Below are 25,278 nucleotides of genomic sequence, written 5' to 3'. Positions count from 1 at the left end.
CGTTGTGGTGCGCGGCTCAGCCGGCAATGGCGCGGTTCATCTTCTCGACGGCCTGCGAGACGCAGTCCTGCGACGACAGGTTCTTCAGCACCTTGTTCTGGAGCATCTCCGGGAACACCCAGGATTCGAAGATCTTCGCAGGGCGCAGATCCGGTGCCGGTCCCTCGGTGTCGACCGAGCGGATGACGATGTTGGGGTCATCGAGGAAGCCCTGCATCGTCTTCACCGCACCGGCATGCTTTTCGATCAACGGATGCGCCCGCCAGCGTGCATCCTCGTAGATGTCGAGGCGTGGCGGCTGGAAATGCAGCGGCGCCGAGTGCAGGAAGTTGATGTAGTGCGCGTCCGAGAACCATTCGAGGAAGCGCACCGCCTCCTCGGCCATCGGCGTCTTGCCGACGACCCAGCCGTCATAACCGTGGTTGACCGCGGCCTGTTTGCCGGCGCTGTCGGGGTACGGCATCATGCCGTACTTGTCCGCGAGCTGGGGCGCGCGCTGTTCGAGAATCTCGATCAGGCGCCCGGCGTAAGGCGCGTGCGCTGCCTGCCCGGAGGAGTAGGCGGCGGTGATGGTGCCGAACCCCGCCTGCGTCATGCCGGGCGGCATCGTCTTGTACATTTCGCCGAAGAAATCGAGATAGGCCGCAGCGCGCTTGCGGTTCTCCTCGCTGGCGAAGGTGTTCGTCCATTTGTCGTCGAACAGCGAGATGCCGTCGGCCCACATATAGGCCAGGCTCATCCAATTGGTCGCGTCGTTGTTGCCGATCGGCGTCGCCATGCCGAAGCGCTGGCTGCCGCCCTCGGTTCCTGAGGTCTTACGGCAGTTTTCGAGCAATTGCGCCCAGGTCTTGGGCGGCTCGAGCTTGGCGGAATCGTAGAGGTCCTTGCGGTAGAACAGCCAGCACAGATTGTAGTCGTACATGTACCAGTAGTGCTGCCCGTTCACCGGGAACAGGATCCGCTTGCCCCATTTGTGCCGGTTCACGAGCTCGGTGATCGGCGTGAGCTGGCCTTCATTGGCGAGGGTCAGCACATGGGCGACAAAGATCAGCGTCGAGATGTCGTAGGGCCGCCCGCCCTTGATGGCTGAGACGGTGCGCGTATAGGCGTCGCCGGAGGGCACGGTGTCGATCGTGACCTTGATCCGGCGTTCCTTCTCATACTGCGCGGCTGCGACACGCAGGGCTCGCACCGAGTCGACGGCGGGTTCGCCGTTGAGAAAGCGCAGCTCATGCACTTGCGAGTGCACGGCCGGCATGTAGATCGTGGCTGCTGCAGCCCCGGCGCCCGCTGTCAGCAGCGAGCGGCGGGAGAGCCCGCCGGTCTTCCTGGTCGTCATCGCGTCTCCTCCTCGTTTCATTGTCGGTTGAACCGGTCTTGCGCCGGTTTCAGATCCGCAGGGTCTTTCCTTCCTTGTCGAACAGGTGCAGCCGGTGCGGCGGGGCCGCAAAGCGCAGCGTGTCGCCCTCGGCGACGTCGTCGTCGCGATCGATCAGGACGCGCAGGGCTACGCCGGCATCGAGCGTGAGCACGCTCTCATCGCCCATGCGCTCGATATGGACGACACGTGCGGCGAAGCCGGATGGATCGCGTTCGAGATGCTCCGGCCTGATGCCGAGCGTGACCTTGCCGGTGCCTGCCATCGCCGGGGCGAGCGGTATCGTGAACTCGCCGGCAGCGAAGACGAGACGCCCGTCGCGCTGCTCGATCGCGCCTTCGACGAAGTTCATCTCGGGCGAGCCGATGAAGCCGGCGACAAAGCGGTTGGCGGGCCGGTCGTAGACCTCCAGCGGGCGGCCGACCTGCTGCACGACGCCGTCGCGCATCACGCAGATCCGGTCGCCGAGCGTCATCGCCTCGACCTGGTCGTGGGTGACGTAGATCATCGCGGTGCCGACGGCCCGATGCAGACGGGCGATCTCGTCGCGCATATGGACCCGCATCTTGGCGTCGAGGTTGGAGAGTGGCTCGTCGAACAGGAAGACGTCGGGCTCGCGCACCAGCGCCCGGCCGAGGGCGACGCGCTGCATCTGGCCGCCGGAGAGCTGGCGGGGCTTGCGCGCCAGCAGGTTCTCGATCTTCAGCATCTGCGCCGCGCGGGTGACGCGCTGTTCGATCTCGGCCTTGCCGGTACCGCGCATCTTCAGGCCGAAGGCGAGGTTCTCGCGTACGCTCTTGTGCGGGTAGAGCGCATAGTTCTGGAAGACCATGGCGATGTTCCGTTCGCGCGGCTCCAGCCGCGTCACGTCGCGCCCCCCGATGCGGATCGTGCCGCCAGTGCTCTCTTCGAGCCCCGCAATCATGCGCAGCGTCGTCGACTTGCCGCAGCCCGAGGGGCCGACGAGCACCATGAACTCGCCCTCGTCGATCGACAGGTCGACCGCATCGACGACCGCCATGCTGCCGAACGACTTGCTGACGCCTTGGAGCGTGACGGAGGCCATGATCAGCTCGCTCCGTACTGGGCGCGGATGCGGTGATTGAGCGGGGCGAGCGCCGCCTGGATGTCTCGGTAGAGCGCAAATCCGCGCTCGTAGAGCTCGACCCGGCTCGGATCGGGCTCGTGGGTGGCGACGACGCGGATCGCCTGTTCGGCGGCTGTCGCACTGGAATAGGCCCCGATCCCGACGCCTGCCAGCAGCGCCGCGCCGAAGCTGGCATCGGCGACGGCCGGCAATTCCACTTTGACGGCCAGCACATCGGCGAGGATCTGGCGCCAGAGCGGGCTGCGTGCCCCGCCGCCGGTCAGGCGCGCGGTCTCGAAGCCGAGCCCGTTCGCGCGCAGCACTTCGAGGCAGTCGCGCAGCGAGTAGGAAATGCCTTCGTAGAGCGCGCGCACGAAATGCCCCGGCCCATGGTTGAAGCCGATGCCGACGAAATCGGCGCGCAGCATCGGGTCCCAATAGGGGCTGCGTTCGCCGTTCAGATAGGGATGGAAGAACAGCCCTTCGCTGCCGGCCCGGACGGTGTTCGCGGCGTGCTCCATCGCGTCGAACGCTGCCTGTCCGTCTTCGCCTTCGCGACGGAAGAAGGTGTCGCGCAGCCATTTGTGCGCGGAGGCGCAGGAGTTCGTCGCGGTGATGACATACCAGTGGTCGGGTATAACGTGCGGATAGTTGATCAGCTCCTTGTGCGGCACGGCGTGCGGGGAGAGCACGCTGACCGTCGCGGCCGTGGCGAGCTTGGCGACGCCGAGGCCCGGGCGCATCATCCCGGCGCCGTAAGTCTCGACCGCCGTATCGGAGGTGCCGCAGATCACGGGCGTGCCGGCGAGGAGCCCCGTCTGGCGCGCGGCGTCCGCGGTCACGCTGCCGCAGCGGCTGGTCGCCGCGACGATCGGCGGCAGGGTTGCCATGTTCCAGCCGATCAGGCCGCAGAGCTCCTGCGACCATTGCAGCGTGCGCGCATCGGCCATCAAGGCGCCGACGGCGTCGATCGTGTCGGTCTCGAAGCCGCCGGTGAAGCGGCTGCGCAGCCAGTCCTTGGCGAGATAGAGCCGGTGCACGCGCTGGAAGGCTTCCGGCTCATGCTCCTTCAGCCAGAGCATCTGCGGCAGCGTCCAGGTCGGGTTCGCCCGGTTGAAGCCGAGCTCCAGGATGCGGTCGTCGGCGCGCTCGCGCAGGGCCCGGGTCTGCGGGCCCGAGCGCTGGTCGTTCCAGAGGATCGCTGGGCGGATGATGCGCCCAGCGCGATCTTCGAGCACCTGCGTATGGGCTCCGGCCGAGAAGGAGAGCGCAGCGATGCTGGCCGGGCTGCGGCCGGTCTTCGCCAGCGCAGCCGGCACCGCCGCACAGACTGCGCGCCACCACTCGGCCGGGTCCTGCTCGCTCCAGCCCGGTTGCGGGGCAAGCGTCGAGACCGGGTGGCTGGCCTCTCCTTCGAGCGACCCGTCCAGGCGGATGAGGCTCGCCTTCAGCGAGCCGGCGCCGAGGTCGATGCCGAGCAACAGCGTATCGGCCGCGCTCATGTCAGGCTCCACCACATCAGGGGCATCCCTCAGCGATGACCGACGGCAACGGTGCCGGGCGCCGGGCGCAGGCCGAGCTTGCCGGGGTTGAGGCGGTTGTCCGGGTCGAGCGCGTCCTTGATCGCCTGGAGCACGTCGAGGCCCGTGCCCAGTTCATCACGCATCCAGGGATTGCGGAAGACGCCGGCGCCGTGATGGTGCGCGATGCTGCCGCCGCAGGCGAGCGTGACCGACTGGATCGCGTCCCAGAGCTTGCCATGCAGGACGAGACCTTCGGCATCGGGCATCGGCGGCAGGCGGATGGTCATGTACTGGCAGGCACCCTCGGCATAGACATGGGACCAGTGCGCGCCGAAATGCATGTCGGCCCGGATGGCGAGCGCGGCAGCGCGCGCCTTCTCGTAGAGATCGGGCAGGGTGCTCCACGGACAGCACACCTCGATCGTGTCCATGAAATAGCCGGCCGCCTGCCATTTGGCCGAGTAGGATTCGTAGCGGACCTCGCGCCAATGCCGCAGCGGGGCGTCATCGGCGATCGTGCCGCCTTCCTGCTCGGCGATGGCGAGCGCATCGCGTTCCTCGGCCTCAGCGGTGTTCCTGCTGCCGCTGAAGACCAGGATCGCGAGGATCGGCTTCTCGCTGAACAGGGCGATGCCCTTGGTGCGATCGCGGCTTTCGATTTCGTCATAGATGCGCACGACCTGTGGGCGCAGTTCCGCCTGCATGACCCTTCGCGCCATGCTCAGGGCTGCCTCGACCGTCGGGAAGGCGAGCACGACACCCTGCTCGACCTCGGGCTTGCGGAAAATCCGCAGCGTCAGCTCGGTGATCACGCCGAGCGTGCCTTCCGAGCCGACGAAGAGGTCGATGAGGGACGGGCCGACCGAGCGGCGGGCGACCGGGCGCACTTCGAGCTTGCGCCCGTCGGGCAGCACGGCCTTGAGGCCGACGACGATGTCCTCGATCTTGCCATAGCGGGAGCTGGCCTGGCCGCCGCCGCGGCAGGCGGCCCAGCCGCCGACGGTCGAGATCTTGATCGACTGGGGCAGGTGCCCGCTGGTCCATCCCGCTGCATTGAGCGCGGTTTCGAAGTCCCAGCCGTTCATGCCGGCCTGGACGGTGGCGAGGCCGTTGACCTCGTCGATCGAGACGAGCTTGTCGAGGCGCGTCAGGTCGAGCATCACCTCGCCGCCGAGCGGGATCGTGCCGCCGAGCACGCCCGAGCCCAGGCCGAAGGGAATGACCCGGAAGCCTTCGGCCGCGGAGGCTTCGAGCAATGCGGCGACTTCATCTTCGCTGGCGGGGCGCGCGACGGCGACCGGCGTGGTTCCCGGCAGGCCGCCGGACCGGTGCTTGAAGATGCCGAAAGGAAGCCGATCACGCGCATACTGGCGCAGGGTTGCTTCGTCGATCAGGAGATTCTGCGCGCCGACGATGTCGGCGATACGGGACAGCGGCTTCGCGGCCCCCTGCGATGCTGGCACGGAACTCATGCGGGCGGGCTCCGCGGGGTGAGAGCGGCACACAGCATCGAAAAACCCTCCCAAGCGATCTGAACAATCGTTTGCGCAAGTAGAATGTCGAATTTACGCGCTGTCAAGTGGGGGAGGGGCGGTGGATTTGCGGATGGAGAGACCGCTGGGCGGCAGAAGGCGTACGGCCTCGGGCGTCCCGCCCTCGATGAGGTCGATCAGGAGTTCGGCGGCCGATGCGCCCATCGCTTCCAATGGGGTCCGGACGGTCGTGAGCGCGGGGTAGACCATGGCCGCGATCGGGGCGTCGTGGATTGCGATCACCGAGATTTGCCGCGGTACGCTGATCCCCGCTTCATGCAATGCCGCGATCGCTCCCGTCGCCGAAACGAGGGTGGCCGCCAGCACCGCGGTTGGCAGGGGCGCGCATCGGGTGAGAAGGCGACGCATGGCCTCGGCGCCGCCTTCGACGCTGTAGCCGGCCGGCTCGACGAGCGAGGGATCGGCCGGCAAGCCTGCCGCCTGTAGAGCCCCGTAATAGCCCGCCAACCTGGCCTGGCCGTTGAAGCCCTCGAGGCGTCCGGCGATATGCGCGACGCGCCGATGCCCGAGGGCGAGCAGGTGCTCGACGCCGATGCGTGCTGCGCTCTCGGTATCGAGCGCGACCGATGGTGAGGTGCCGACGCTGCGGTTCATCAGCACGAACGGAATTTGTGCGGCTTTGAGATCCTCGATCAGGTTGCGGTCGTCGTCGAGGCTGGCCGCAAGCAGGCCATCGACGCGATGGGTTCCGGCAAGACGTTCATAGGTGCCGGCATCGATGTGGTCGGGGTCGCGATGGGCGATCAGGATCGAATATCCCCGCCGCGCGGCAGCGGCCTCGGCTCCCCGGATCGCAAGCGAGAACACCGGGTTGTCGAACTGCGGCACGACCAGGCCGAGCGTGAATGTCCGTGCGGTCCGCAGAGCCCTCGCCAGCGCATTCGGCTGATATTGCAAGCTCTTGGCCGCTTCCAGGATTCTGGCGCGCGCTTCTTCGGAGATGCGCTGTCCGGGCTTGCCGCCGAGGATGCGCGATGCCGTCGAGACGTCGACGCCTGCCAGCTTGGCGACATCCTTGAGACTCACCCGATGATCGCGCGACACTCTGCGTCTCCCAATAGGCGCGCCACCTATCCCCGTTATGAAGGCTGCAAGAGCAAGATGCCGAGAGGCGCGCTGTCGCGGTTTAGCACGTCACCGGCAGCCGGTTCGGGAATTCTTGGAAGACGGACAGGTTTCCGGGGGGGGGGGGGGGCGATCGGCCATATTCCGGGCGAACGACGGGGCAGAGAAACCAAGACGGGAGCAGCTCGAAATCCGCACCGAGTTTGGCCAGCTTCAACCAGCCGCAAGGCGCAGCCTTCGGCGTGGTGATGGCTGCGCGGCAGATGAGCGAGGGCGATTTGCGCTTTCGTGATATCCGTATTTCTGAAGAATAAATTCATCTATAGCTAAGTTGGCAAAAATATATTCGGCTGACGAGCGGTTGAAATAGTATAATAATAGTATATATATCTTATATGCTCAAAATGATTCAGAAATTCAAAGTGGATTCGATCCCGGAGACGCATGTCGTTACCCGGAGCGGCTTCGCGGCGACCTGACGCTGCCGCCATCGCCCTCCGGGCCCCCGACCGAGAGCAGATCGAGGGTTTTCGCGCCGCCTTGCCGGCGCGCAGGGGAGTTGGATCGATGACTATTCGTTTCAGGCTGGTCTGCGCACGCTGCACTCGCAGTGTCCCGCGGACCGCGATGCGTTGCCCGTGGTGTTCAAGTCGCCTCGAGCAGGGCGGCTTTGCCGAGGCGCGCCCCTCCGGCGAAACCGGTGGCTTGCGGCCGTCCGCCGCGGCGCCGGGCAGAGGGCGGCCAGAGCGCTCATGAGTCGGCACGAGATCGTTCGCCACCGCTTGTTCTGGCCTGCTGCGGCCATGTTGACGAGCATCGGCATCTACCTCGCGCATCAGTCGATCCTGGACGCGACCAGGCCCGATATCGAAGCTGATGCCATTCGGATGCTCTCGGGTGCGTTGAGCTATTTCACGGCGGCCTGGCTCGGTGGCCGCCTTATCGGCATCGCGCTGGAGCGCGTCGGCCCGAACCGTCGGCGTGTGCCCAGGCTGCTTCAGGAACTCGTCTCGGTCGCGCTGTTCATCGCTGCGGCCATCGCAACCATCATCCTGGTCTTCGGGCAGTCGGTCAGCGGCGCCCTTGCCGGCTCGGGGCTCGTTCTGGCGATCCTCGGCTTCGCCGTTCGCAACGCACTCGCCGATGTGCTCTCCGGAATCGCGCTGGGATTGGAGGCTCCCTACCGCATCGGCGACTGGGTCGAGATCGACAGCACGGTCCGTGGCCGGATCGTCGAGATTGGATGGCGCACGACCCGGCTTCTGACGCGCGACGACACTTACACGATCCTGCCCAACAGCCAGATCGCACGCCAGCGGCTCACGAACTACAGCGCGCCGCGGCGGCGCTACCGGACCAAGGTCCAGATTCTGCTCGGTCACGATGTGCCGGTCGCGATGGCCAAGGGTCTGCTGGCGCAAGCCTCTGCCGAGCCGACGATCATCCTGGCGAAGCCTGCTCCGGACGTAAGGGTCATATCCTATGAGCGCGACGGCATCCGCTATGCCGTTCGCTTCTGGGTCCCGAGCTTCGCGGAGGAGATCGATTGCCGTGACGCTGTGTTCTCGGCAATCGACGTCGCGATCAGGGCGCGAGGCCTCCGGCCGCCGGGCAGCAGGCCTTGTCTGGCGAAGGACCTTGCGCATGCGGTGGCCGAGGGCTGATTTGCACCATCGGGCGGGACGGTGCCGGGCGACAGCAGGCGCCGTGTCGCCGCAGAGATCTCTGCGCAACGGATGAAGTGGCGGCGATCGCAAATCGTCACGGGGCTCGACGACGCGGCCCTGATCGATGCCGCGCTCCGCAAGGTCGGCTCAGGATGTTTGACGTGTACAAAGCATGGCTGTATACAGCTTCACAGCTATAAGCCAATCATAAGCTCGAGGGGATCTAGATGGCTTTTCCGGTGCTCCGCGCGACTCTGGCCGCTGCAACGCTGTTCGTTCTCGCGCCGGCAGCCCAGGCCGGGCCGGTGCTCGACAAGATCAAGCAGGACGGCAAGATCATCTGCCTGGTGAACCCGAACTCGCCGGGCTTCTCCGTCCCCGACAGCCAGGGCACGTTCCGCGGCTTCAATGTCGAGTTCTGCCGCATGGCCTCCGCCGCGATCTTCGGCGACGCCGCCAAGGCCGAGCTGCGCGGCATCGGCTTTTCCGACAGCCTGAAGGCGATCATCAGCGGCAGCGCCCATATCGCCTCGCGCGGCATCACCGCGACCGGCACCCGCGATGCCGATCCCGGCGTGTCATTCGTCACGACCACCTTCTTCGACGGCCAGGGCTTCATGGTGCCCAAGAGCCTGGGCATGACCAAGCTCGCGGACCTTTCGGGGGCAACCGTCTGTGCCGAGGAAGGCTCGACCACGCTGCTCTACCTCGCCGACTGGTTCGGCGCCGCCAAGCTGCCCTACAAGGTCGAGAACATCGCCGACAAGACGGCGCGCCTGCAGGCCTTCTTCTCCGGCAAATGCGATGCGGTCGCGAGCTCGATCTCGGCATTGGCTGCCGACCGGCTGCTTGCGCCGAAGCCGGACGATTATGTGATCGTCCCGCAGCGCTCCGCCACCGAGCCGCTCGCCCTCGTCTCGCGGCCCGATACGGAGCTCGAGAAGACCCTGTTCTGGGGCGTCCAGGTGATGATCGCCGCCGAGGAATTCGGCGTCACTTCGGCCAATATCGACGCCAAGATGGCGACGCTCAAGGACCTGCCCATCGATGAGCAGCGCCTGATCTCGCCAACCGGCCCGACCGCCGACATGGCCAAGAAGCTCGGGCTGCATCCGGAGTGGAGCTCGCGCCTGATCAAGCAGGTCGGCAATTACGGTGAGGTCTTCGAGAAGCACATCGGCAAGGGCTCGCCGCTCGCCATGGATCGCGCCGCCTCGCTCAATCGGCTGACCAGGGATGGCGGCCTGATGTTCAGCTTCCCGATCCGCTAGGGCCGATTGGACGCTCGACAGCCGGGGGGCTGCTCCGCTCTAATGGATGCAAAGGCGCACGCGACCGGAAGGCCGCGTGCGCCGCGCCATAGAGAGTAAGGCATGGACGACGATATCGCGTGGGTCTCCCCGCGCGGGTTCAGCGGCGCCGTCGGCATGCTGCCCTTTCCAGGGCTGGTCATCCTGCGTCGCGGCGAACGAAGCATCGACGATGATCGCCAGGAGCGCGTCCTCGACAGGCTGGCCGAAAATGGCGTGACGCTGCTGGTCAGCCTGCTCGACACCGGCGAATGCGAGCCTGGAGATATCGAGCACCTGCAGGGTGCGGCGGGCAGGCGCGGCATCGAGGTCACGCTTGCACCGATCGCCGATTTCTGTGCCCCCGATAGGAGCTCCTACTGGCCGGAGCTGGCCGGCAGGGTGCTGCCGGAGCTCGATCTCGGTGCCAGCGTCGGGTTCTGCTGCCTCGCCGGCGCCGGCCGCAGCGGCATGATGGCCGCCCGCGTTCTGATCGCGGCGGGAAGCCAGCCTCAAGCGGCGATCGATGCAGTGCGCGCGGCCCGTCCGGATGCGATCGAAAGCAACGACCAGGTCGCCTATCTGCTGGCGTCCGCGCCATAGCGCGCCAGCAGGAGCTCCAGATGCGCCGCATGCAGGCGAAACAGCTCCGGAGCCGATAGGCTGCCGGCCTTCTCTGCCGTCGCGACGATCTCCGCGGTCAGCAATTCACGCATCAGGCGCGGATCGCGCTTCAGCCAAGCGACCCAGCTGCGCGCGATGCGGAAGAAGATCATGTCATCCATCTGGCGCAGCGCCTCGTCGCCGATCAAGGCGTTGCGCACCTCGTGATGGGAGCGCCAGACGGTCCAGACCTCCTTGATCGCGGAATTGTCGCGCAGTTGCTCGGCCAGCGAGAGCAGGCGCGCATAATCCGATCTGAGGCCGGCCGGCATTTGCAGCGGTACGAGATCGGCGATCAGACCGGTCAGGCCAATGCGGAAGCGCAGCATGTCGACGGCATGGTGGTCGACATAGGAGACGATGGTACCGACGCCGTTGCGCGTTTCCGCGAGCTGCTCGTAGACGAGGCGCTGCAAGACCTGCCTGATCGGCGTCCGGCTGACCCGGAACTCGGTCGCCAGCGCGGCCTCGTGGATGACGTGGCCTTCGTCATATTCGCGCAGGCAGATGCGGTCGCGCACGATCTCGAAGATCACATCATTGCGCGATCGGACCAACTGGCGCAGCTGCTGCGCCTCCGGCATCGTGGTCTCGGTCATCCTTGCCCTCTCCGGTCTTCCAAGGCCGTCACGAGCCGGCCTTTCCGGTGCCGTGCCCGAGTCGCCGGCCGCGCTCGGAGATCATCCAGCAACAGAGGAAATAGAACAGCCCGATCGCTACATTGGCCTCAAGTGCATAGGCCTGCCAAAGCGGATCGGCATATGCCATGCGCGAGGTCGAGAGCAAATCATGCATGCCGACGATGGCGACGAGCGACGTATCCTTGAAGCTGCCGATGATCGAGTTCGTCAGGCCGGGCACCGCCGTCCGCAGGGCTTGCGGCAGGACGATCAGATGGATGCGCTGAAAGCCCGACAATCCCAGGCTGGCGCCGGCCTCGACCTGGCCCTTGGGTAGCGCCTGCAGGCCGCCGCGGACGTCCTCGGCAAAATAGGCGGCGTAGAACAGCGTCAGCACGATCAGGATGGCGATCACGGGCTCGATCGTGGCGCCGCGCGTCAGCAGCAGCGGCAGCACGAAGATGCCGGCGAACAGCACCGCGACCATCGGGATGGCGCGCACCGTCTCGATATACCCGACGGCCGCGAGATTGAGGGCCCGATGCCGCGACCAGCGTGCCAGCGCGAGCACGACGCCCAGGGGAAAGGCCACCGCCATGGTGAAGGTGGAGAGGAACAGGACCAGAGGCAGGCCGTTCCAGCGGTGGGATTCGACCAGCGGCAGGCCAGCGATCCCGCCGCGCAGCAGCAGATAGGAGGCGGCCGCCGCCAGACTGGTCATGCCGACGCGCATATAGAGCCCGATCGGGACCAGCGCGAAGACGAGGATCGTCGCGATGATCAGTGCGCTCGCGAGATAGGCGCGCCAGCGCTCGGCCGCCGGATAGGTGCCGGTCAGCATGAGATCGGCCTTTTCGCTGAGGAATGCCCAGCACGCGCCCGCCGCCTTCAGGCAATCGGTCCGGCTGCCCGATAATGGCACCGCATCGAGCACCGCCCAGTTCAGCACCGCCGTCGCGAAGCGATAGAGCAGTATCAGCGTCACGATGGTCAGCAGCGAGTTCCACCAGCCCGAAAACAGGTTTGCGTGCAGCCAGGCCAACAGCGCCTTGGGCCGGTGCGTACGCGGGGCGCCCGAGAGCGGCAGTGGAACGGAGACCATGGCCATGATCAGCGTCCCTTCAGGCGGTAGGTGTGGCTGAACCAGTTCACCAGCGCCGAGATCAGCATGTTGACCACCAGGAAGAAGCCCGCCACGAGCAGCATCAGCTCGATCGGCCGGAAGGTCTGGTTCACCGAGGTGCTGACCACGCTGAGCAGGTCGGAATAGCCGACGGCCAGGGCGATCGAGGTGTTCTTGAGCAGGTTCGAGTACTGGTTGCCGAGCGGCGGCGTGATCACGCGCAGCGCCTGCGGCAGCACGATCAGTCGCATGGTCTTGAACCAGTCGAGCCCGAGCGCCTGCGCCGCCTCGCGCTGCCCGGACGAGGTCGCGATGATGCCGCCGCGGACGATCGCGCCGATCTGGCCGCCGTGATAGACGCCCAGCGCCACGACGAGCGCGGTGAACTGCAGCGAAAGGCTCATGCCGCCGGCGACGTTGAAGCCCTTCAGCTCCGGCACGGACCAGCCGATCCTGATCGCGTCGAGCAGGGCGAGCGTGGCCAGGAGCAGCCCACCGGCCGCGATGGCCGGCAGGGCGACGGGGTAGCGCTGGCCGGTGCGATCCTGTCTGCGCCGGGCAAGCCGCGCCCACAGAACCCAGCCCGCCAGCCAGAGCCCGCTCGCCAGGGCCAGCAGCCTGCCGCCATGCTCGATGACTGGCCAGGGCAGGAACAGCCCGCGATTGCTGAGCATGGCGCCGAACGGTCCGGTCCAGGCCAGGCGGACATGGGGCAGATAGCGCACCATCATCACATAGAGCGCGATCAGGATCAGCAGCTTCGGCAGGTTGCGCAGCAGCTCGACATAGCCATGGGCCAAGGTTCGGACGAGCCAGTTCGAGCTCGTCATCGCGACCCCGACGACCAGCCCGAGGCTGCTCGCCAGGACGAGCACGACGGCTGCGGCCAGGAGCGTGTTCAGAATGCCGACGAGCAGCACGCGCGCATAGGTGTCGCGCGGCGAATAGGCGATCAGGCTCTCGCTGACGTCGAAGCCTGCCTCCAGCCAGAGGAAAGAGAAGTCGATCTCCATTCCCGAGGCCGCGAGATTGGCGGAGACATTGCGCGCGGCCAGAGCGACGAGCAGCCCAAGGCCCAGCAGCATCACGGCCGGCCAGACGCAGGCGGAAAGACGATCCCGCCAGTCCGGTGTCGGTGGCGACGACGAACTCGTCTCTGCGGGGCGCGGAGAGCTGGACATCATGATTGGATAGCTGTACACAGCTATGTCATAGTGTCAATTGCCGAACGCGACCGATCATCGGTGTCCGGCGCGACATCGTCCCGAGCCGCAGTATCCTGCGCACAGCATTTTGGGCCTCGCATCTTGCGCAGCTTGACCGCCCCCCCTGTCTCGACCATCGCGCTGCCCGGTATCGCCGGCCGGCTTCTGCTCTCCCCGTGCCCCGGCCGCTGGGCGGCGTCCGCGGCTTCGGACCGGGAGGCGAGCGCGGCCGTCATCGACGATCTCGCACATATCGCGCTGCTCGGCGCCGACGGCGTGCTCACTCTCGTCGAAGCGCAGGAACTGCCCGGCGGGCCTGCGCACTTCGCGGCCGCCGTCGACCGGGCAGGGCTGCGCTGGGCTCATCTTCCCATTCGCGATTTCGGCGTTCCCGATGACGGCTTCGCGCTCTCCTGGCAACAGCTGGACCTGCTCGCCCGCCTCCGGGCCGGAGAGATCTGGGCCATCCATTGCCGCGCCGGCCTGGGACGCACCGGCACGATCGCGGCGCAGCTATTGGTCGAAGCGGGTCAGTCCCCCGCCGACGCGATCGCGACGATTCGCCGGCAGCACGCCGCCGCAGCGGTCGAAACCGCGGCGCAGACCGATTATCTGATGAAATTCCCGCTGAAACTGGCGCGCTGATCGGGCACCCGACTTCGTCGAAGGGCCGCCCGCCTTCACCGGCACCGAGAGCCGGCGCCTCAAGAGCGCGCTTTGCAGGCGCCGACCGCATGGCGGGGCCGGCACGTCGGCTGTCATCACGACCGATGCAGCCGAACAAGCGGTGCCGAGACGTCAGAGTGTGATCCAGCGTACTTCGTCGAAGCTGCGCGCGGCCGCTTCGACGATGCGCTCGATGCGCAGCCCGGCTGCGAAATCGACCAGATGAGCCGGCTCGCCAGCGATGGCGCGCAGGAGTTCTCGGCATTCGATGATCTTGAGCTCGTTGAAGCCGAGTCCGTGCCCAGGTGCCGGGATGAAGCGGTCGTAAGGCGGGTGCGTCGGGCCGCTCAAGATGCGCCGAAACCCCTGACGATCCGTTGGCCCTTCGGCGAGATAGAGCTCGATCTCGTTCAGGCGCTCCTGATCGAAGCTGATCGTGCCGCGCGCTCCGAAGACCTGCAGCGCGATGCGGCCCTTGCGACCCAGGCCGAGCGGTTGAGCGCGACCAGACCGGAAGCCCCCGAGGCGAAACGCAGCAGCAGGCTCGCCACGTCATGTGTTTCGACGGCACGCGTGCCTCCCTCGGCCAGCGGTCTCTCATGGTAAGGCTTCGCCATATCGGCCATGACGGCCCGGGTCTCGCCGAGCAGCAGCGTCAGCAGAGAAAAGGCGTGAACGCCGAAATCGTCCAGCGCACCATGGCCTGAGGCCGCTTGGCTCTTCCAGGAGAATGGAGCGGCCGGGTCGGCCATGAAATCCTCGTCCATCTCGATGCGGGCATGGCTGACCCGGCCTATCGCCCCTTCGGCAATGAGCTTCGCAGCGAGCCTGATCGCCGGGTTCTGGATGTAGTTGTAGCCAAGCGCTGCGACCGATCGCGTCGTTGCGGCAGCCTTGGCCATTGCCTGCGCGTCGGCGAGCGAGGTGGCCATCGGCTTTTCGCACCAGACATGCTTGCCGGCCTCCAGGGCCGCCAGGGCCATCTCGGCATGGAAGGCGTTGGGCGTCGTGATCGAGACGACATCGATTTCGGGATCGGCGACGAGAGCCCGCCAGTCAGCGGTCGCCCGCGCGAAGCCGAACTCGCCGGCGCGTCGCGTCGCCAGCGCAAGATCGACCTCACAGAGCATGGCGAGCCGCGGGCGCGGCACGTCGCCGAATACCGGCGCGACCGCGTTCCAGGCCAATGCATGACATTTGCCCATATAGCCGGTGCCGATCAGGCCAACGCCGAGTGCGCGCATCAGGGCGCTCGTTCGAAGCAGGAGTGGATCGAGGCAAGCGCGGCGCCCGGTCGGGCTCGCGAGCCCGTCCGAAAGCGCCTGCAACCCCTTGCCGTGATCGAACGCCGGAAGAACGGAATCAGCAACGCTGACTTTGATACGGCGCGCCCTTGTTCACGCTCGTCGCCGTGACTGCTGCGTTCGCAGGCCGCGCCTCGATCCGGCCCCTATATTCGGCGGCGTCGCATCGCCGTGTGATTGCGGGGCTTCGACGGGGGCGCGCCTTCTGCTCCGTCAGTGCCGGTCTCTTGGCCGCCAGCCCCAGCCTGCGAGCATGTCATGGCTCTTGCGGATATCGGCGTCGGGCTCCGGGGAGATGATCTCGAGCGAGGTCGGCCCGGTGAACCCGATCCGGTCGAGCGCTGCGCCGATGTCCTGAACCGGCACGACGCCGGTGCCGATCGTCGCATGCGCCCAGGTCTTGGTGCCCGTGTCGGAGAGGTGGACGAAGCGCAGTCGGGAGGCGACCTCTTCGAGTCCCTGCGAAGGATCCTCCCCGAAGAAGACGGCGTTCGCGACGTCATAGGTGATGCCGATCCGGTCGCTGCCGATCCGGGCGAGCCGGGACATCAGGTCCTCCGCGCGCGGCAGAAATGAGTTCGGGACGTTCTCGAGCGTGATCTCGACGCCTTCGGCGGCGGCGCAGCGTTCGAGCTCGACCAGGGCGTCGTCGAACCAGCGGTCCCGATAATGGTCCGGCAGCGGCAGCAGCGGATGGGTCTTGCCGGGAACGACCACGACCCAGGGCACGTCCCACTCCCCGGCGAGACGAATGACGTCGATATAGTGGTCGATCGTGTATCGGCGCATTTCCGGCGCCGGACTGACCAGGTTGAGGTCCAGCATCGGCGGGGCCAGGGAGATGATCCGTGCGCCGTTTCGTTCGAGAGCCTGCCGGGTCCGGCGCCGGGCCTGCGGCCCCAGCGCGGAGGGCCACAGATGCGGCCAGTTGACCATGAATTCGAGCTCGCGATAGCCGAGCCCGGCCAGATGGTCGATGGCCTCGTCCGCGGCCATCTTCCAGATGTAGGAATAGCAGTTGATCGCGACTTCACGCATCGTGTCCTCCGGCGTCTCTCGAGCTTTCCCGCGCCCTCGCGCAGCGCGGGCGTCTCTGGATGCTGGCTTCGCACCGTCCCAGCCATGTCGTCCGGTGCTGCCAGAAAGCTGCTTCAGCGCATCATTTCGACGCCGCCGCAGACGCTGATCGCCTGACCGGTGATCGAGGCGGCATAGGGCGAGGCCAGGAAGATCTGCGTATTGGCGATGTCCTCGGCACTGACCGTTCGACCCAGTGCGGTCCGGTCGAACAGTTCCTTGAACACCACTTCGGGTTCGAGCCCGGCCTCCCGCGCGCGCTGGGTCCAGATGTTGCGGAAGCGGTCGCCCTCGACATGGCCCGGAAGTACGGCGTTGACGCGGATATTGTCGCGTCCTACCTCCATGGCGAGGCTCTTGGTGAAGCCGATCACGCCCCATTTGGCCGCGGCATAGGGCGTGCGGTTGGGGAAGGCGAGGCGGCCGGCGACAGAACTCATATTGATGATCGCGCCGCCGCCATTGGCGCGCATCGCCTTGACGGCCTCGGCGCTGCAATGGAACTGCGACTTGACGTTGACGGCGAGCGTCTGCTCGACCTGCTCGGGCGTGATCTGTTCGATGCCCGATGTCGGGCCGCCGACGCCGGCATTGTTGATGAGGACGTCTAGTCCGCCGAGCCTGTCGAGCGCTTCTGCGAACATCCGGCGCACCGGCTCGGGCTCGGCTACGTCGGCGACGCTGCCGTCGAGGCCCGCGGTGCTGGCGATGGTCGACAGCAATGGCTCGGGCTGGATGTCGCTGACATAGACGCGGGCACCGCAGGCGAGAAAAGCCTCGGCGGAAACCTTGCCGATTCCACTGCCGGCCGCCGTGATCAGGACCCGATAGCCGCTGAGGTCCATGGGAAGGATTTGATCTGCCATTCGGGCCTCCCGCGCCAATCGGCTATTCCCCGCGGATGCGGGATGTTCTGGATAGAAAGCTGCTTAGGAGCGGCACTACGATGCGTAGAGCTTGAACAGGCTCGAAACGTCGTCCTGTCCATGGCCGTCCTGAATGCGTTTGCGGATCATCTCCGCGACGAGTGCGTTGAGCGGCATCGGTGCCGCCCGCTCCTGCGCGATCCCCCGGACCATGCCGAGATCCTTCATCAGCGTGTCGAGCGTTCCCGTGACGGTGAAGTCGCGGGCCAGCATCTTCGGCCAGATCTGCTGGAGCAGGTTGGAATCGCCATGGCCGCCGCGGAGTGCTTCCGGAACTGCGGCGGCATCGACACCCATGCGCTCGGCGAAATTCAGGACTTCCGCGACCATCAGATAGGTGGTCGACACCAGCGTTTGATTGAGCATCTTCACATACTGACCGGCTCCGCTGTCTCCGACCCGCGTCACCGCGCGCGCAAGGTGCGCCAGCATCGGCCGGACCTTGTCGATCGCCTCGGCCGGACCGCCTGCCATCACCGCCAGGGTCCCGTTGACGGCTCCGACCTGGCCGCCGGAGACTGGCGCGTCGATCCAGATCATGCCGGTCTCCGCATGGAGCCTGCTGGCCATCTCGATGGTCCGCTGGGGCGAGATGGTCGACATGTCGACCAGTATCTTCGGCGAAGCGGCGCCCTCGGCCAGGCCGTCCCGATCGAAGACGACCGAGCGCATGGCCTGCGTATCGGAAACGCAGGTGATGACGACATCGGCCTGTCGGCACAGTTCGGCCGGGCTGGCAGCCAGTTTGGCACCTGCCTCGACGAGATCACGGATCTTTTCGGGTGTGCGGGCCCACAGCCGCACATCCGTTCCCGCCGCCAGGAGACGGCGCACCATCGGTGCCCCCATCAGTCCAGCACCGATATAGCCACAGGCAAGTGTCATGATGGCCTCAGTTCGTTCATGTCAGTGCGGATGGGGCGTAGGGCGTCGAGCCGGCAGGCGCTCTCGGCGAAGCGGGCCGCGAGCCCTTCGCCCGAACCGACGATTTCCAGAACGAGCGGATCACTCCAGCCGATCGCGGCGAGCTCGGACAGCACCGCGGCGAAGTCGATCTCGCCGAGGCCGACAGGGGCATGGCGATAGGAGAGCCGGCCTGTGTCGGACAGATGCACCAGAGCAAGCCGCTCGCCGCAGCGCAGCAGGGCGCCCTTGAGCTCCTCTCCGATGAAGAAGCCGTTGGCGACATCGTAGACGATGCCGATATCGGGACTGCCATGGCTCTCGACCGCCTGCAACAGGCCGTTCGCATCGCAAAACAGGCCGAAGGGCATGTTCTCGACGACCAGCCGCGTTCCGGCGCGGCTGGCTATGGGCAGGAGCCTGTCGAGCGCGCGGTGGAAATGGCTGGTCGCCTGCTCTTTGGGCATTGGCACGAGGCCATTGAGCTTGCCCGGCCCGATCAGCACGAAAGGCGCCTCGAGCTCGCCGGCGAACTCGATCGTGCGTGTTAGCGAGGCGAGCGAGTATTCGCGCATTTCGCTGGTCGCGGCCGCGATGTTCAGGTCGAGATTCGGCTGGTTGACCGTGCGGACCTCGAGCGAGCGCTCGTTGAGGAAGCGTTTGAACCTGGCGCGGGCGCCGGCGTCCATCTCCGCCGCCCAGGCATGGCCGGGATACATCAGCAGTTCGAACAGGCGAAATCCCTGCTCGGCCAGCAGACTCATGGCATCTTCCGCCGAATGGTCGATGCTGTGTGAGTAGGTCGTGATGACGTAGTCGCAGACAGCCATGTCTTCGCTCCTCGTCGTGATTGCAATGCGGGCGATACGCGCCGGGCCGGCTCAACCAGCCTCCGCCGGCTCCTCCCAGAACCACCACTGCCGATCGACCACCCAGTCCTGCACATCGGCGCGGAAGGCGAGATAATGCTCACTCTCCCGGTGGATCTGCAGAGCCTCGCCGTCCTCATAGATCTCGATGAGCAGGAACAGCGCCGGATCGCGGCGCTCCTGCCGGATTTCGAAGCGGTGGCAGCCTTCCTCGCGCTCGAGGCTCGTGGCGGCATGCCGGAGCAGGCGGGCCCGGAAGGGCTCGATCGCCTCCTCCCGGACTCGCAGATGGGCGGTGTGGAGCAGGGCCATCGCCGGCTTCACAGATTGAGCAGCATGAGCCGCTCTTCGGTCATGTCGCGAATGGCGTAGCGCGGGCCCTCGCGGCCGATGCCGCTATCCTTGACGCCGCCATAGGCGAGCTGGTCGGTGCGCCAGGTCGAGCTGCCATTGATGATCACGCCGCCGGTGCGGATGCTGCGCACCGCCTGGATCGCAAGATGGATCGATTTGGTGAAGACGCCGCATTGCAGGCCGAAGCGGCTGTCGCTGACGGTTGCGCAGGCCGCGTCGAAATCATCATAGGGCAGCACGCTGACGACCGGGCCGAAGACCTCGTCGCAGACGACCTTCATCGAGGGCGTGACGTCGACCAGTACGGTCGGCTCGAGCTGTGCACCCTTGCGCTTGCCACCCGTCAGGATGCGTGCGCCGCCGGCTTCCGCCTCCCGGACCCAGCTTTCGATGCGCTGTGCCGTGCGCTCGTCGATCAGCGTGCCGACATCGGTCTGGGGATCGGCGGGGTCGCCGAGCTTGAGCGTGCGGACTTCGGCGACGAGCTTCTCGACGAAGGCGTCGTAGACCGCGCGGTGGACATAGACGGTCTGTACCGAGATGCAGCTCTGGCCGGCGAGCCGCATCGAATTGCGGGCGCAGGTCGTGGCCGCCTCGCCGATATCGGCGTCGTCATGGACGATGGTCTGGCCGGCGCCGCCGAGTTCGAGCGCGACGCGGCGCAGGCCGGTCGCCGCCTTGATCTCGGCGCCGACGCGGGTCGAGCCGGTGAAGGTGACGAAGTCGACCCTGGGGTCGCGCACCAGCTCCGGGCCGACATCGGGGCCGTAGAGCGTGTTGAGCACGCCGGGCGGCGTGCCGGCATCGACGAAGAGCCTGGTCAGCTCGTGCACGACGCCCGGCGCCTGCGGTGGCCCTTTGAGAATGACCGCATTGCCCGAGGCGATCGCCGGGGCGACCTTGTGGGCAGCGAGGTTGAAGGGCGCGTTGAACGGCGTGATTCCGGCGATGACGCCGACGGGGAAGCGCAGCATGAGCGCGATCTTGCCGGCGCCCATCGCACTGCCGTCGAGCGGGATATGCTCGCCCTCGATGCGGATCGCCTCCTCGGCCGAGAGGTTGATCGTGTCCTGCGAGCGGACGACCTCGCCGCGTGCATCCTTGATCGCCTTGCCGGTCTCGCGTGACATCACCTCTGCGATCATGTCGGCGCGCTCGAGAAGCAGCGCGCTGACGCGGCGCAGCAGCGCGGCGCGCTCGAAGCCCGGCATCGCCGCGATCACGGATTTGGCGGCGACGGCAGCGTTCAGCGCCGCGTCGAGATCGGCCCGGGTCGAGCGCGGCTGATAGGAGACGATCTCGTTGCGATAGGGATCGTTGACGGGATCCATGGTGGCGCCCTCGCGCCATTCGCCGCCGATCAGCATCGGAATCCGCTTGATGGCCTGGTTGGAGCTGTCCATCTGCCTGTTCCCTTTCAAGCGTCTCGCGCCGTCGGCATCAGCCGTGCGGCTCGGTACTGGGTGAATTGCCGCGCGAACATCTCGGCGGAATCGATCGATCCGGCGAAGCCGGTGCGGCGCAGCCGCGTCAGGTTGGAAAGCACGTCCCAGTCCTGCCGGAAGACGAAGTCGCCGAAGGCCCAGAGCGCGGTGGCTTCGAGCGGCTGGGGCACCAGCCCTTCGCGGCTGACGATCCGCTCCCAGACCGGGCCCTTGTCCTTCATCCAGTCGGCCAGCCGGATGTCGCGCGGCTCGCCGCAGGCGAGACCTAGCATCGTCGCCAGGCGCGGCCACATGTGCCGCCAGCGAAAGGCATCGCCATTGGTGATGTTGAAGGCCTGATTGGTGCCGCTCTCGCGGGTCGAAAGCCAGAGGATCGCGTCGGCGAGATGGCCGGCATCGGTCACCTCGTTCAGGCTTTCATAGCCGGCCCGGGTGCCGGGAAAGTCGAGTGGCGCGCCGAATTCGCGGCAGATCGCAGCATAGGCGGCGAGAATGGCGGTCAGATTGCGCGCGCGGGAGGGATCGAATTCACAGACCACGGTAGGCCGGCAGGCCGACCAGCTCCAGCGCTGGCCGCGGGCGAGCGCGATCAGCGCGTCTTCCTGGTCGTAGTAGAAATTCGGCGGCAGATGGCGCGGGTCGTCCTCGCTCGATGGCGTGCGATGCGGGCCGAGATGGACACCATACCATTTCGTGCCTTCGACGAGATGGACATGTCGCAGCTCCGAGGAGCGCGCCGCAGCCGCCTCGACGACATTGGCGAGCATCGCGACATTGCTCGCCACATCCTCGATGCCGCCCTCGCCATGGGCGGCGCGGGCGGCGTAGAAGAGATGCGTGACCGGTTCGGCGCCTGCGAGCGCCGCCGCGACGCTGTCGCGGTCCATCAGATCCGCGGCGAGATGATCGAACTGCGTCCCGGAAGGCGGGGCCCCCCGGGACAGGCCATAGACGGTCCAGCCGCCGGCCCGCCGCATCGCTGCGACGAGCGCCTTGCCGATGGCGCCCGTCGGGCCGACGACCAGAGCACGGCGGACCGCGTTGCTCATGCCTGGCCGTATCCGACCGCGGCGAGACGCGTCGCGCTGTCGAGCGTGTCGGTATCGGCATTGCGCGAGATCACTTCGAGCACCGGCAGCTCGGCATAGCCGATTTCCTTCAGCACCGGCGGGAAGGCGGCGAAGGGCACGTCGCCAAGGCCGATCGTGTCGTGGCGGTAGACCTTGCGACCGGTATCGGAGAAATGGACGAGGCCGAGGCGCTTCGACACCTTGCGCAGGCCCTCGCACGGGTCCTCGCCGATGAAATGGCCATTCGCGACGTCGTAGATGATGCCGACATCGGGATTGCCGTAGTCGTCCAGCGCCTTCATCAGCGAGTCCGCGTCCGGCAGGAAGGCGAAGGGCATGTTCTCGACCAGCAGGCGCACGCCGGCCTGCTTGGCGATCGGGGCGAGCGTGTCGAGCGCCTTGTGGAAATGGCCGAGCAGCAGCGCGTGCCCCGGCGAGAACAGCGGATTGGCCTTGCCGGGGCCGATCACGATCGCCGGCACTTCGAGCTCACCGGCGAGCCGGATGAAGTTGGAGAGCAGGCCGAGCGAATAGGCGCGCACCTCTGGCGAGGCGCCGGCGATGTTGAGGTCGATATTCGGCATGTTGAAGGAAACGAGCCGCGTGCCGGTGCTCGAAACGGCGCTGCGGATATCGCGCTTCGCGGCTTCGTCGACCTCGCCCGGCCAGAAGTGGCCGGTATACATCATCAGCTCGAAGCCGGGATAACCCTGGCCGCCGAGATGGCGGATGGTTTCGGCGGCGCTGTAGTCGAGGGTGTAGGAATAGGTATTGATGGCGAAAATGCTCTTGGGATCGGTCATCGAGCCGGGTTCCTGAAATGTGCTTGAGGAAGATCAGCGGGCGCCGAAATCGCGCCAGGTGAATTGCGGCTCGTAGCCCAGCACCTCGCGCGCATGGCCGATGCCGAAGACACCGGCATTCGGGTTGCTCTCGAAGACATCGCCGCGGACCTCCGGAAGGTAGCCCAGACGCTCCTTCATGATTTCGAGGGTCGGACGCTCATTGAGCCCGTCGGCGGCACCGAGGAAGAAGCAGTCATAGCGACCGTCCGGGTGCTCGAGGGCGAGCTGGATGCCCTGCGCCACGTCCTGGGGGGCGACATAGCCCCAGAGATGATAATTGTTGACGTCGGAGCCACGCGTGCCGAGCTCCGGATATTCCGGGGCGAAGACGATGTGGCCGGGGCGGATGACGAGAACCTCGACCTTGCCGCGCACCGAATAGCAGCGCGCGATCGACTCGGTGACTTCCTTGGAGAGCGAATAGACTTCGCTCGGCCGGATCGGGTGCTTCTCGTCGACGGGCAGGTATTGCGGCGCCCAGTCCTTGGGATTGTAGTGCAGGCCGGTGGCTGAATCGCTCGAAATGACGATGACGCGCTTCACCCCGGCATCCTCTGCGGCCTGGAGCGCCACCCAGGTGCCCTGCGTGTTGACGCGGAAGCACTTCTCCGGCGAGCTGGTGCGAGGATTGGGCACTGCCGCCAGATGGACGACCGCGTCGGCACCCTTGAAGGCCGCGGTCAGCGCTTCGAGATCGGTGACGTCGACATCCGCGCTCTGCACGCCCGGCACGTCGGACGGATGGATGTCGATGACGGAGACGTCGTAACGCTGTTTCAGGCGCTCGACCACGAACCGTCCCAGGCGACCGGCGCCACCGGTCACCACGATCTTGTTGTAAGCCATTATTTTCCTCCCGGACGATCTCTTATTGATTCAGGTCGATCCAGCGCCGCGTCTCATGCGACCGGTAGATCGCCTCCTCGACACGCAGCGCCTCGAGATACTCGCTGGCGGTATTCTCGATCGGCATGCCATCGCGCAGATGGTCGACGACATGGCTCTGCAGGGCGTGCACGGAATCGCCGGCATAGCCCCGCTTTTCCCAGTGATAGGCGTGCTCGGCTTCCGTGGTTCCGCGGGCGCGGCGCCAGATTCGGCCATAGCCGTCGACGCGCAGCGCGCCTTCCGAGCCTTCCACCAGGAGTTCGCCCATGGTCAGGCGGGTGTTCTCGGCCTGGAAATCTGCGAGGCGGTTGCCGTCGTAGATGCCGGCGGCACCGGATGCAAAGGCGAAGGTGACGTATCCGGCATCCTCTCCGGCGATGACCGGGTTGATCCGGCGCAGATGGGCGAACACCCCGGTGATCCGGCCCATCAGGAAGCGCAGCACGTCGATGGTGTGAATGCCGGTCTCATGGATGAGGAAGCGCGGCATCTGCTGGAAATAGGGCTGGCGATCGAGATAGGCGCCCGGCCCCTGGCCGTCGCCTGGCCGCATGCGGAAGGTGACGTTGTAGGGCTCGCCGATGGCCCCGTCGCGCAGCAGGCGTCCGATCTCGCGGTTCCACGGGCGGAAGCGCCAGTTCTCATGTGCGACGATCAGCGTGCCGGAGCGCGTGCCGAGATCGGCGATGGCCTGCGCCTCGGTGAAGCTGGGCGCCAGCGGCTTCTGGCAGATCACCGGGATGCCGCGGGCCACGGCGAGGCCGACGAGGTCGGAATGGCTTTCCGGCGTGGTGATGACGTCGACGAGATCGGGCTTCGCCTCATCCAGCATCCGCGCCGGATCGGTGTAGACGCGGCTGGCGCCGTAGCGCGCTGCGAACTCCTCGCCGCGCGCGACATTGGAATTCACGCAGATGCCGGCCAGTTCGATCCCCGGAATCCGGGACCAGCTGTCGTAATGATAGGTGCTGAAAAAGCCCGTGCCAAAGGCTGCGACGCGCATGGTCGTCTCCGTCAGTGCTCAGATTTTCTATTATATGAAATGCTATTTTACAATAGCAAAATTGCTCGCCGAAAATGCCAGCCGATAGGTGCCGGTCAGGGTGGTGCCCTGTGGCTCCATGGCCAGGGCCGGGCTCATGATCGCGAGGCAGGCCGCGGCTTCTTCGGTACCGCGTGTGTGCAGGACCAGTATCGTCGCGGCATAGCGGTCCTCGCCTCCGCGCAATTGCTTTTCGCGTGTCGGGATGGTCGAGCGCTGCAGGTCTGCGGCCCAGCGTTCCCAGCCGAGTGCGCCCGGCAATTCGCAGGCGCGGCCGATGGCCTGCCGCAATTCGGCGGACATCGGCCCGGCCAGTCTGATCGTAACGGCGCAGCCGCCCTCGGCGCCGCCATGGCTCTCTATTCGCTCGCAGACCGTGCGGGAATTGCCGCGAAACTGCGGCTGGCAGCGCAGGGTCCAGGGGGTCGGCTGGTTCAGGCGCTCGAGATAGGCTGGCGCAGAGAGCGTGGCGGTACTCTCCGTTTCATAGCGGATGAAGAGCTGGGGCGAGGTTCCCGGCTCGGCCTGATAGCGGCGGACGCTGCGAAAGCCGGGAACGGCGAGCCGCTCGAAATGGTGCTCCCTGTCGTACCAGGACAGCACGTCTGTCTGATGCTCCGGCACGATGTCGTGCCAGATCGCCAATATGCCGCAACCCATCGCGTCTCACCCATGTTTTTCTCAATGCAGAATATCATCTTACATTGAGAAAAACA

At 66.3% G+C, this 25,278-nt stretch carries 23 protein-coding genes and 1 pseudogene; 4 read left to right on the top strand and 20 right to left on the bottom strand.

Annotated features, from left to right (window positions below):
- Positions 1-16: 16 nt before the first annotated feature.
- The 5 genes from J0J10_RS16740 to J0J10_RS16720 form a co-directional block, all read right to left on the bottom strand.
- Positions 17-1,339 (bottom strand): ABC transporter substrate-binding protein, encoded by a 1,323-nt coding sequence (locus J0J10_RS16740; protein WP_291647582.1) that lies wholly within the window; start codon positions 1,337-1,339, stop codon positions 17-19.
- Between the two features lie 49 nt (positions 1,340-1,388).
- Positions 1,389-2,444, bottom strand: coding sequence for an ABC transporter ATP-binding protein (locus J0J10_RS16735; RefSeq protein WP_291647580.1), 1,056 nt, complete (start codon positions 2,442-2,444; stop codon positions 1,389-1,391).
- 2 nt (positions 2,445-2,446) lie between these two features.
- Positions 2,447-3,967 carry a xylulokinase gene (locus J0J10_RS16730; protein WP_291647578.1) on the bottom strand — a complete coding sequence of 507 codons (1,521 nt, stop codon included), beginning with the start codon at positions 3,965-3,967 and terminating at the stop codon, positions 2,447-2,449.
- 29 nt (positions 3,968-3,996) lie between these two features.
- Positions 3,997-5,460, bottom strand: coding sequence for an FAD-binding oxidoreductase (locus tag J0J10_RS16725; protein WP_291647577.1), 1,464 nt, complete (start codon positions 5,458-5,460; stop codon positions 3,997-3,999).
- 93 nt (positions 5,461-5,553) lie between these two features.
- Positions 5,554-6,585 (bottom strand): LacI family DNA-binding transcriptional regulator, encoded by a 1,032-nt coding sequence (locus J0J10_RS16720; protein ID WP_291638179.1) that lies wholly within the window; start codon positions 6,583-6,585, stop codon positions 5,554-5,556.
- 824 nt (positions 6,586-7,409) lie between these two features.
- Here J0J10_RS16720 and J0J10_RS16715 point away from each other — a divergent pair.
- From J0J10_RS16715 to J0J10_RS16705, 3 genes are all read left to right on the top strand, one after another.
- Positions 7,410-8,270 (top strand): mechanosensitive ion channel family protein, encoded by an 861-nt coding sequence (locus tag J0J10_RS16715; RefSeq protein ID WP_291647571.1) that lies wholly within the window; start codon positions 7,410-7,412, stop codon positions 8,268-8,270.
- A 230-nt stretch (positions 8,271-8,500) separates the two neighbouring features.
- On the top strand, positions 8,501-9,544 hold the full coding sequence (locus J0J10_RS16710) for a transporter substrate-binding domain-containing protein (RefSeq protein WP_291647570.1): 1,044 nt from the start codon (positions 8,501-8,503) through the stop codon (positions 9,542-9,544).
- A 102-nt stretch (positions 9,545-9,646) separates the two neighbouring features.
- On the top strand, positions 9,647-10,165 hold the full coding sequence (locus J0J10_RS16705) for a protein-tyrosine phosphatase family protein (RefSeq protein ID WP_291638182.1): 519 nt from the start codon (positions 9,647-9,649) through the stop codon (positions 10,163-10,165).
- On the opposite strand, the gene J0J10_RS16700 is transcribed toward J0J10_RS16705, so the two are convergent.
- The 3 genes from J0J10_RS16700 to J0J10_RS16690 are packed head-to-tail and all read right to left on the bottom strand — an operon-like array spanning position 10,141 to position 13,053.
- On the bottom strand, positions 10,141-10,824 hold the full coding sequence (locus J0J10_RS16700) for a GntR family transcriptional regulator (RefSeq protein ID WP_291647568.1): 684 nt from the start codon (positions 10,822-10,824) through the stop codon (positions 10,141-10,143). The genes J0J10_RS16705 and J0J10_RS16700 overlap by 25 nt on opposite strands.
- Positions 10,825-10,852: 28 nt before the next feature.
- Positions 10,853-11,953: an amino acid ABC transporter permease gene (locus tag J0J10_RS16695; protein WP_291647566.1), complete on the bottom strand. Its 1,101-nt coding sequence runs from the start codon at positions 11,951-11,953 to the stop codon at positions 10,853-10,855.
- Positions 11,954-11,955: 2 nt separating this feature from the next.
- Positions 11,956-13,053 carry an amino acid ABC transporter permease gene (locus J0J10_RS16690; protein ID WP_291647564.1) on the bottom strand — a complete coding sequence of 366 codons (1,098 nt, stop codon included), beginning with the start codon at positions 13,051-13,053 and terminating at the stop codon, positions 11,956-11,958.
- Positions 13,054-13,275: 222 nt separating this feature from the next.
- Between J0J10_RS16690 and J0J10_RS16685 the strand changes: the two genes are divergently transcribed.
- Positions 13,276-13,818 carry a phosphatase domain-containing protein gene (locus J0J10_RS16685; RefSeq protein ID WP_291647562.1) on the top strand — a complete coding sequence of 181 codons (543 nt, stop codon included), beginning with the start codon at positions 13,276-13,278 and terminating at the stop codon, positions 13,816-13,818.
- A 153-nt stretch (positions 13,819-13,971) separates the two neighbouring features.
- Here the strand turns inward: J0J10_RS16685 and J0J10_RS16680 are convergent.
- From J0J10_RS16680 to J0J10_RS16625, 12 genes and pseudogenes are all read right to left on the bottom strand, one after another.
- Positions 13,972-15,083, bottom strand: a pseudogene (locus J0J10_RS16680) (Gfo/Idh/MocA family protein).
- 273 nt (positions 15,084-15,356) lie between these two features.
- Positions 15,357-16,181 (bottom strand): sugar phosphate isomerase/epimerase family protein, encoded by an 825-nt coding sequence (locus J0J10_RS16675; RefSeq protein WP_291647560.1) that lies wholly within the window; start codon positions 16,179-16,181, stop codon positions 15,357-15,359.
- Between the two features lie 113 nt (positions 16,182-16,294).
- A complete protein-coding gene (locus tag J0J10_RS16670; protein ID WP_291638926.1) occupies positions 16,295-17,086 on the bottom strand; it encodes an SDR family oxidoreductase in 792 nt (263 codons plus the stop codon).
- A 75-nt stretch (positions 17,087-17,161) separates the two neighbouring features.
- Entirely contained in the window at positions 17,162-18,031 is an 870-nt protein-coding gene (locus J0J10_RS16665) for an NAD(P)-dependent oxidoreductase (RefSeq protein ID WP_291647558.1), read from the bottom strand.
- A complete protein-coding gene (locus J0J10_RS16660; RefSeq protein WP_291647556.1) occupies positions 18,028-18,879 on the bottom strand; it encodes a sugar phosphate isomerase/epimerase family protein in 852 nt (283 codons plus the stop codon). Before J0J10_RS16660 ends, J0J10_RS16665 begins: the two co-directional genes overlap by 4 nt.
- A 51-nt stretch (positions 18,880-18,930) precedes the next feature.
- The gene (locus J0J10_RS16655) at positions 18,931-19,230 is read right to left on the bottom strand and encodes a putative quinol monooxygenase (protein ID WP_291647554.1); all 300 of its coding nucleotides are present in this window, start codon (positions 19,228-19,230) and stop codon (positions 18,931-18,933) included.
- Between the two features lie 8 nt (positions 19,231-19,238).
- Positions 19,239-20,675 carry an aldehyde dehydrogenase family protein gene (locus J0J10_RS16650; protein ID WP_291647552.1) on the bottom strand — a complete coding sequence of 479 codons (1,437 nt, stop codon included), beginning with the start codon at positions 20,673-20,675 and terminating at the stop codon, positions 19,239-19,241.
- A 14-nt stretch (positions 20,676-20,689) separates the two neighbouring features.
- Complete coding sequence (locus J0J10_RS16645) at positions 20,690-21,766, bottom strand: SDR family oxidoreductase (RefSeq protein ID WP_291647548.1); 1,077 nt, start codon at positions 21,764-21,766, stop codon at positions 20,690-20,692.
- A complete protein-coding gene (locus J0J10_RS16640; protein ID WP_291647546.1) occupies positions 21,763-22,590 on the bottom strand; it encodes a sugar phosphate isomerase/epimerase family protein in 828 nt (275 codons plus the stop codon). The genes J0J10_RS16645 and J0J10_RS16640 overlap by 4 nt, the downstream gene beginning before the upstream one ends.
- 33 nt (positions 22,591-22,623) lie before the next feature.
- Positions 22,624-23,478 (bottom strand): NAD-dependent epimerase/dehydratase family protein, encoded by an 855-nt coding sequence (locus tag J0J10_RS16635; RefSeq protein WP_291647543.1) that lies wholly within the window; start codon positions 23,476-23,478, stop codon positions 22,624-22,626.
- Positions 23,479-23,500: 22 nt separating this feature from the next.
- A complete protein-coding gene (locus J0J10_RS16630) occupies positions 23,501-24,523 on the bottom strand; it encodes a Gfo/Idh/MocA family protein (protein WP_291647542.1) in 1,023 nt (340 codons plus the stop codon).
- 42 nt (positions 24,524-24,565) lie between these two features.
- Positions 24,566-25,222 carry a DUF4286 family protein gene (locus J0J10_RS16625; RefSeq protein WP_291638935.1) on the bottom strand — a complete coding sequence of 219 codons (657 nt, stop codon included), beginning with the start codon at positions 25,220-25,222 and terminating at the stop codon, positions 24,566-24,568.
- Between the last annotated feature and the right edge of the window lie 56 nt (positions 25,223-25,278).

The sequence above is a fragment of the Allobosea sp. genome, assembly GCF_017308075.1.
In the GTDB taxonomy this organism is placed as follows: Bacteria; Pseudomonadota; Alphaproteobacteria; order Rhizobiales; family Beijerinckiaceae; genus Allobosea.
The sequence above is the reverse complement of the archived record's forward strand: the minus strand, read 5'-3'. Positions and strand labels throughout refer to the sequence as shown.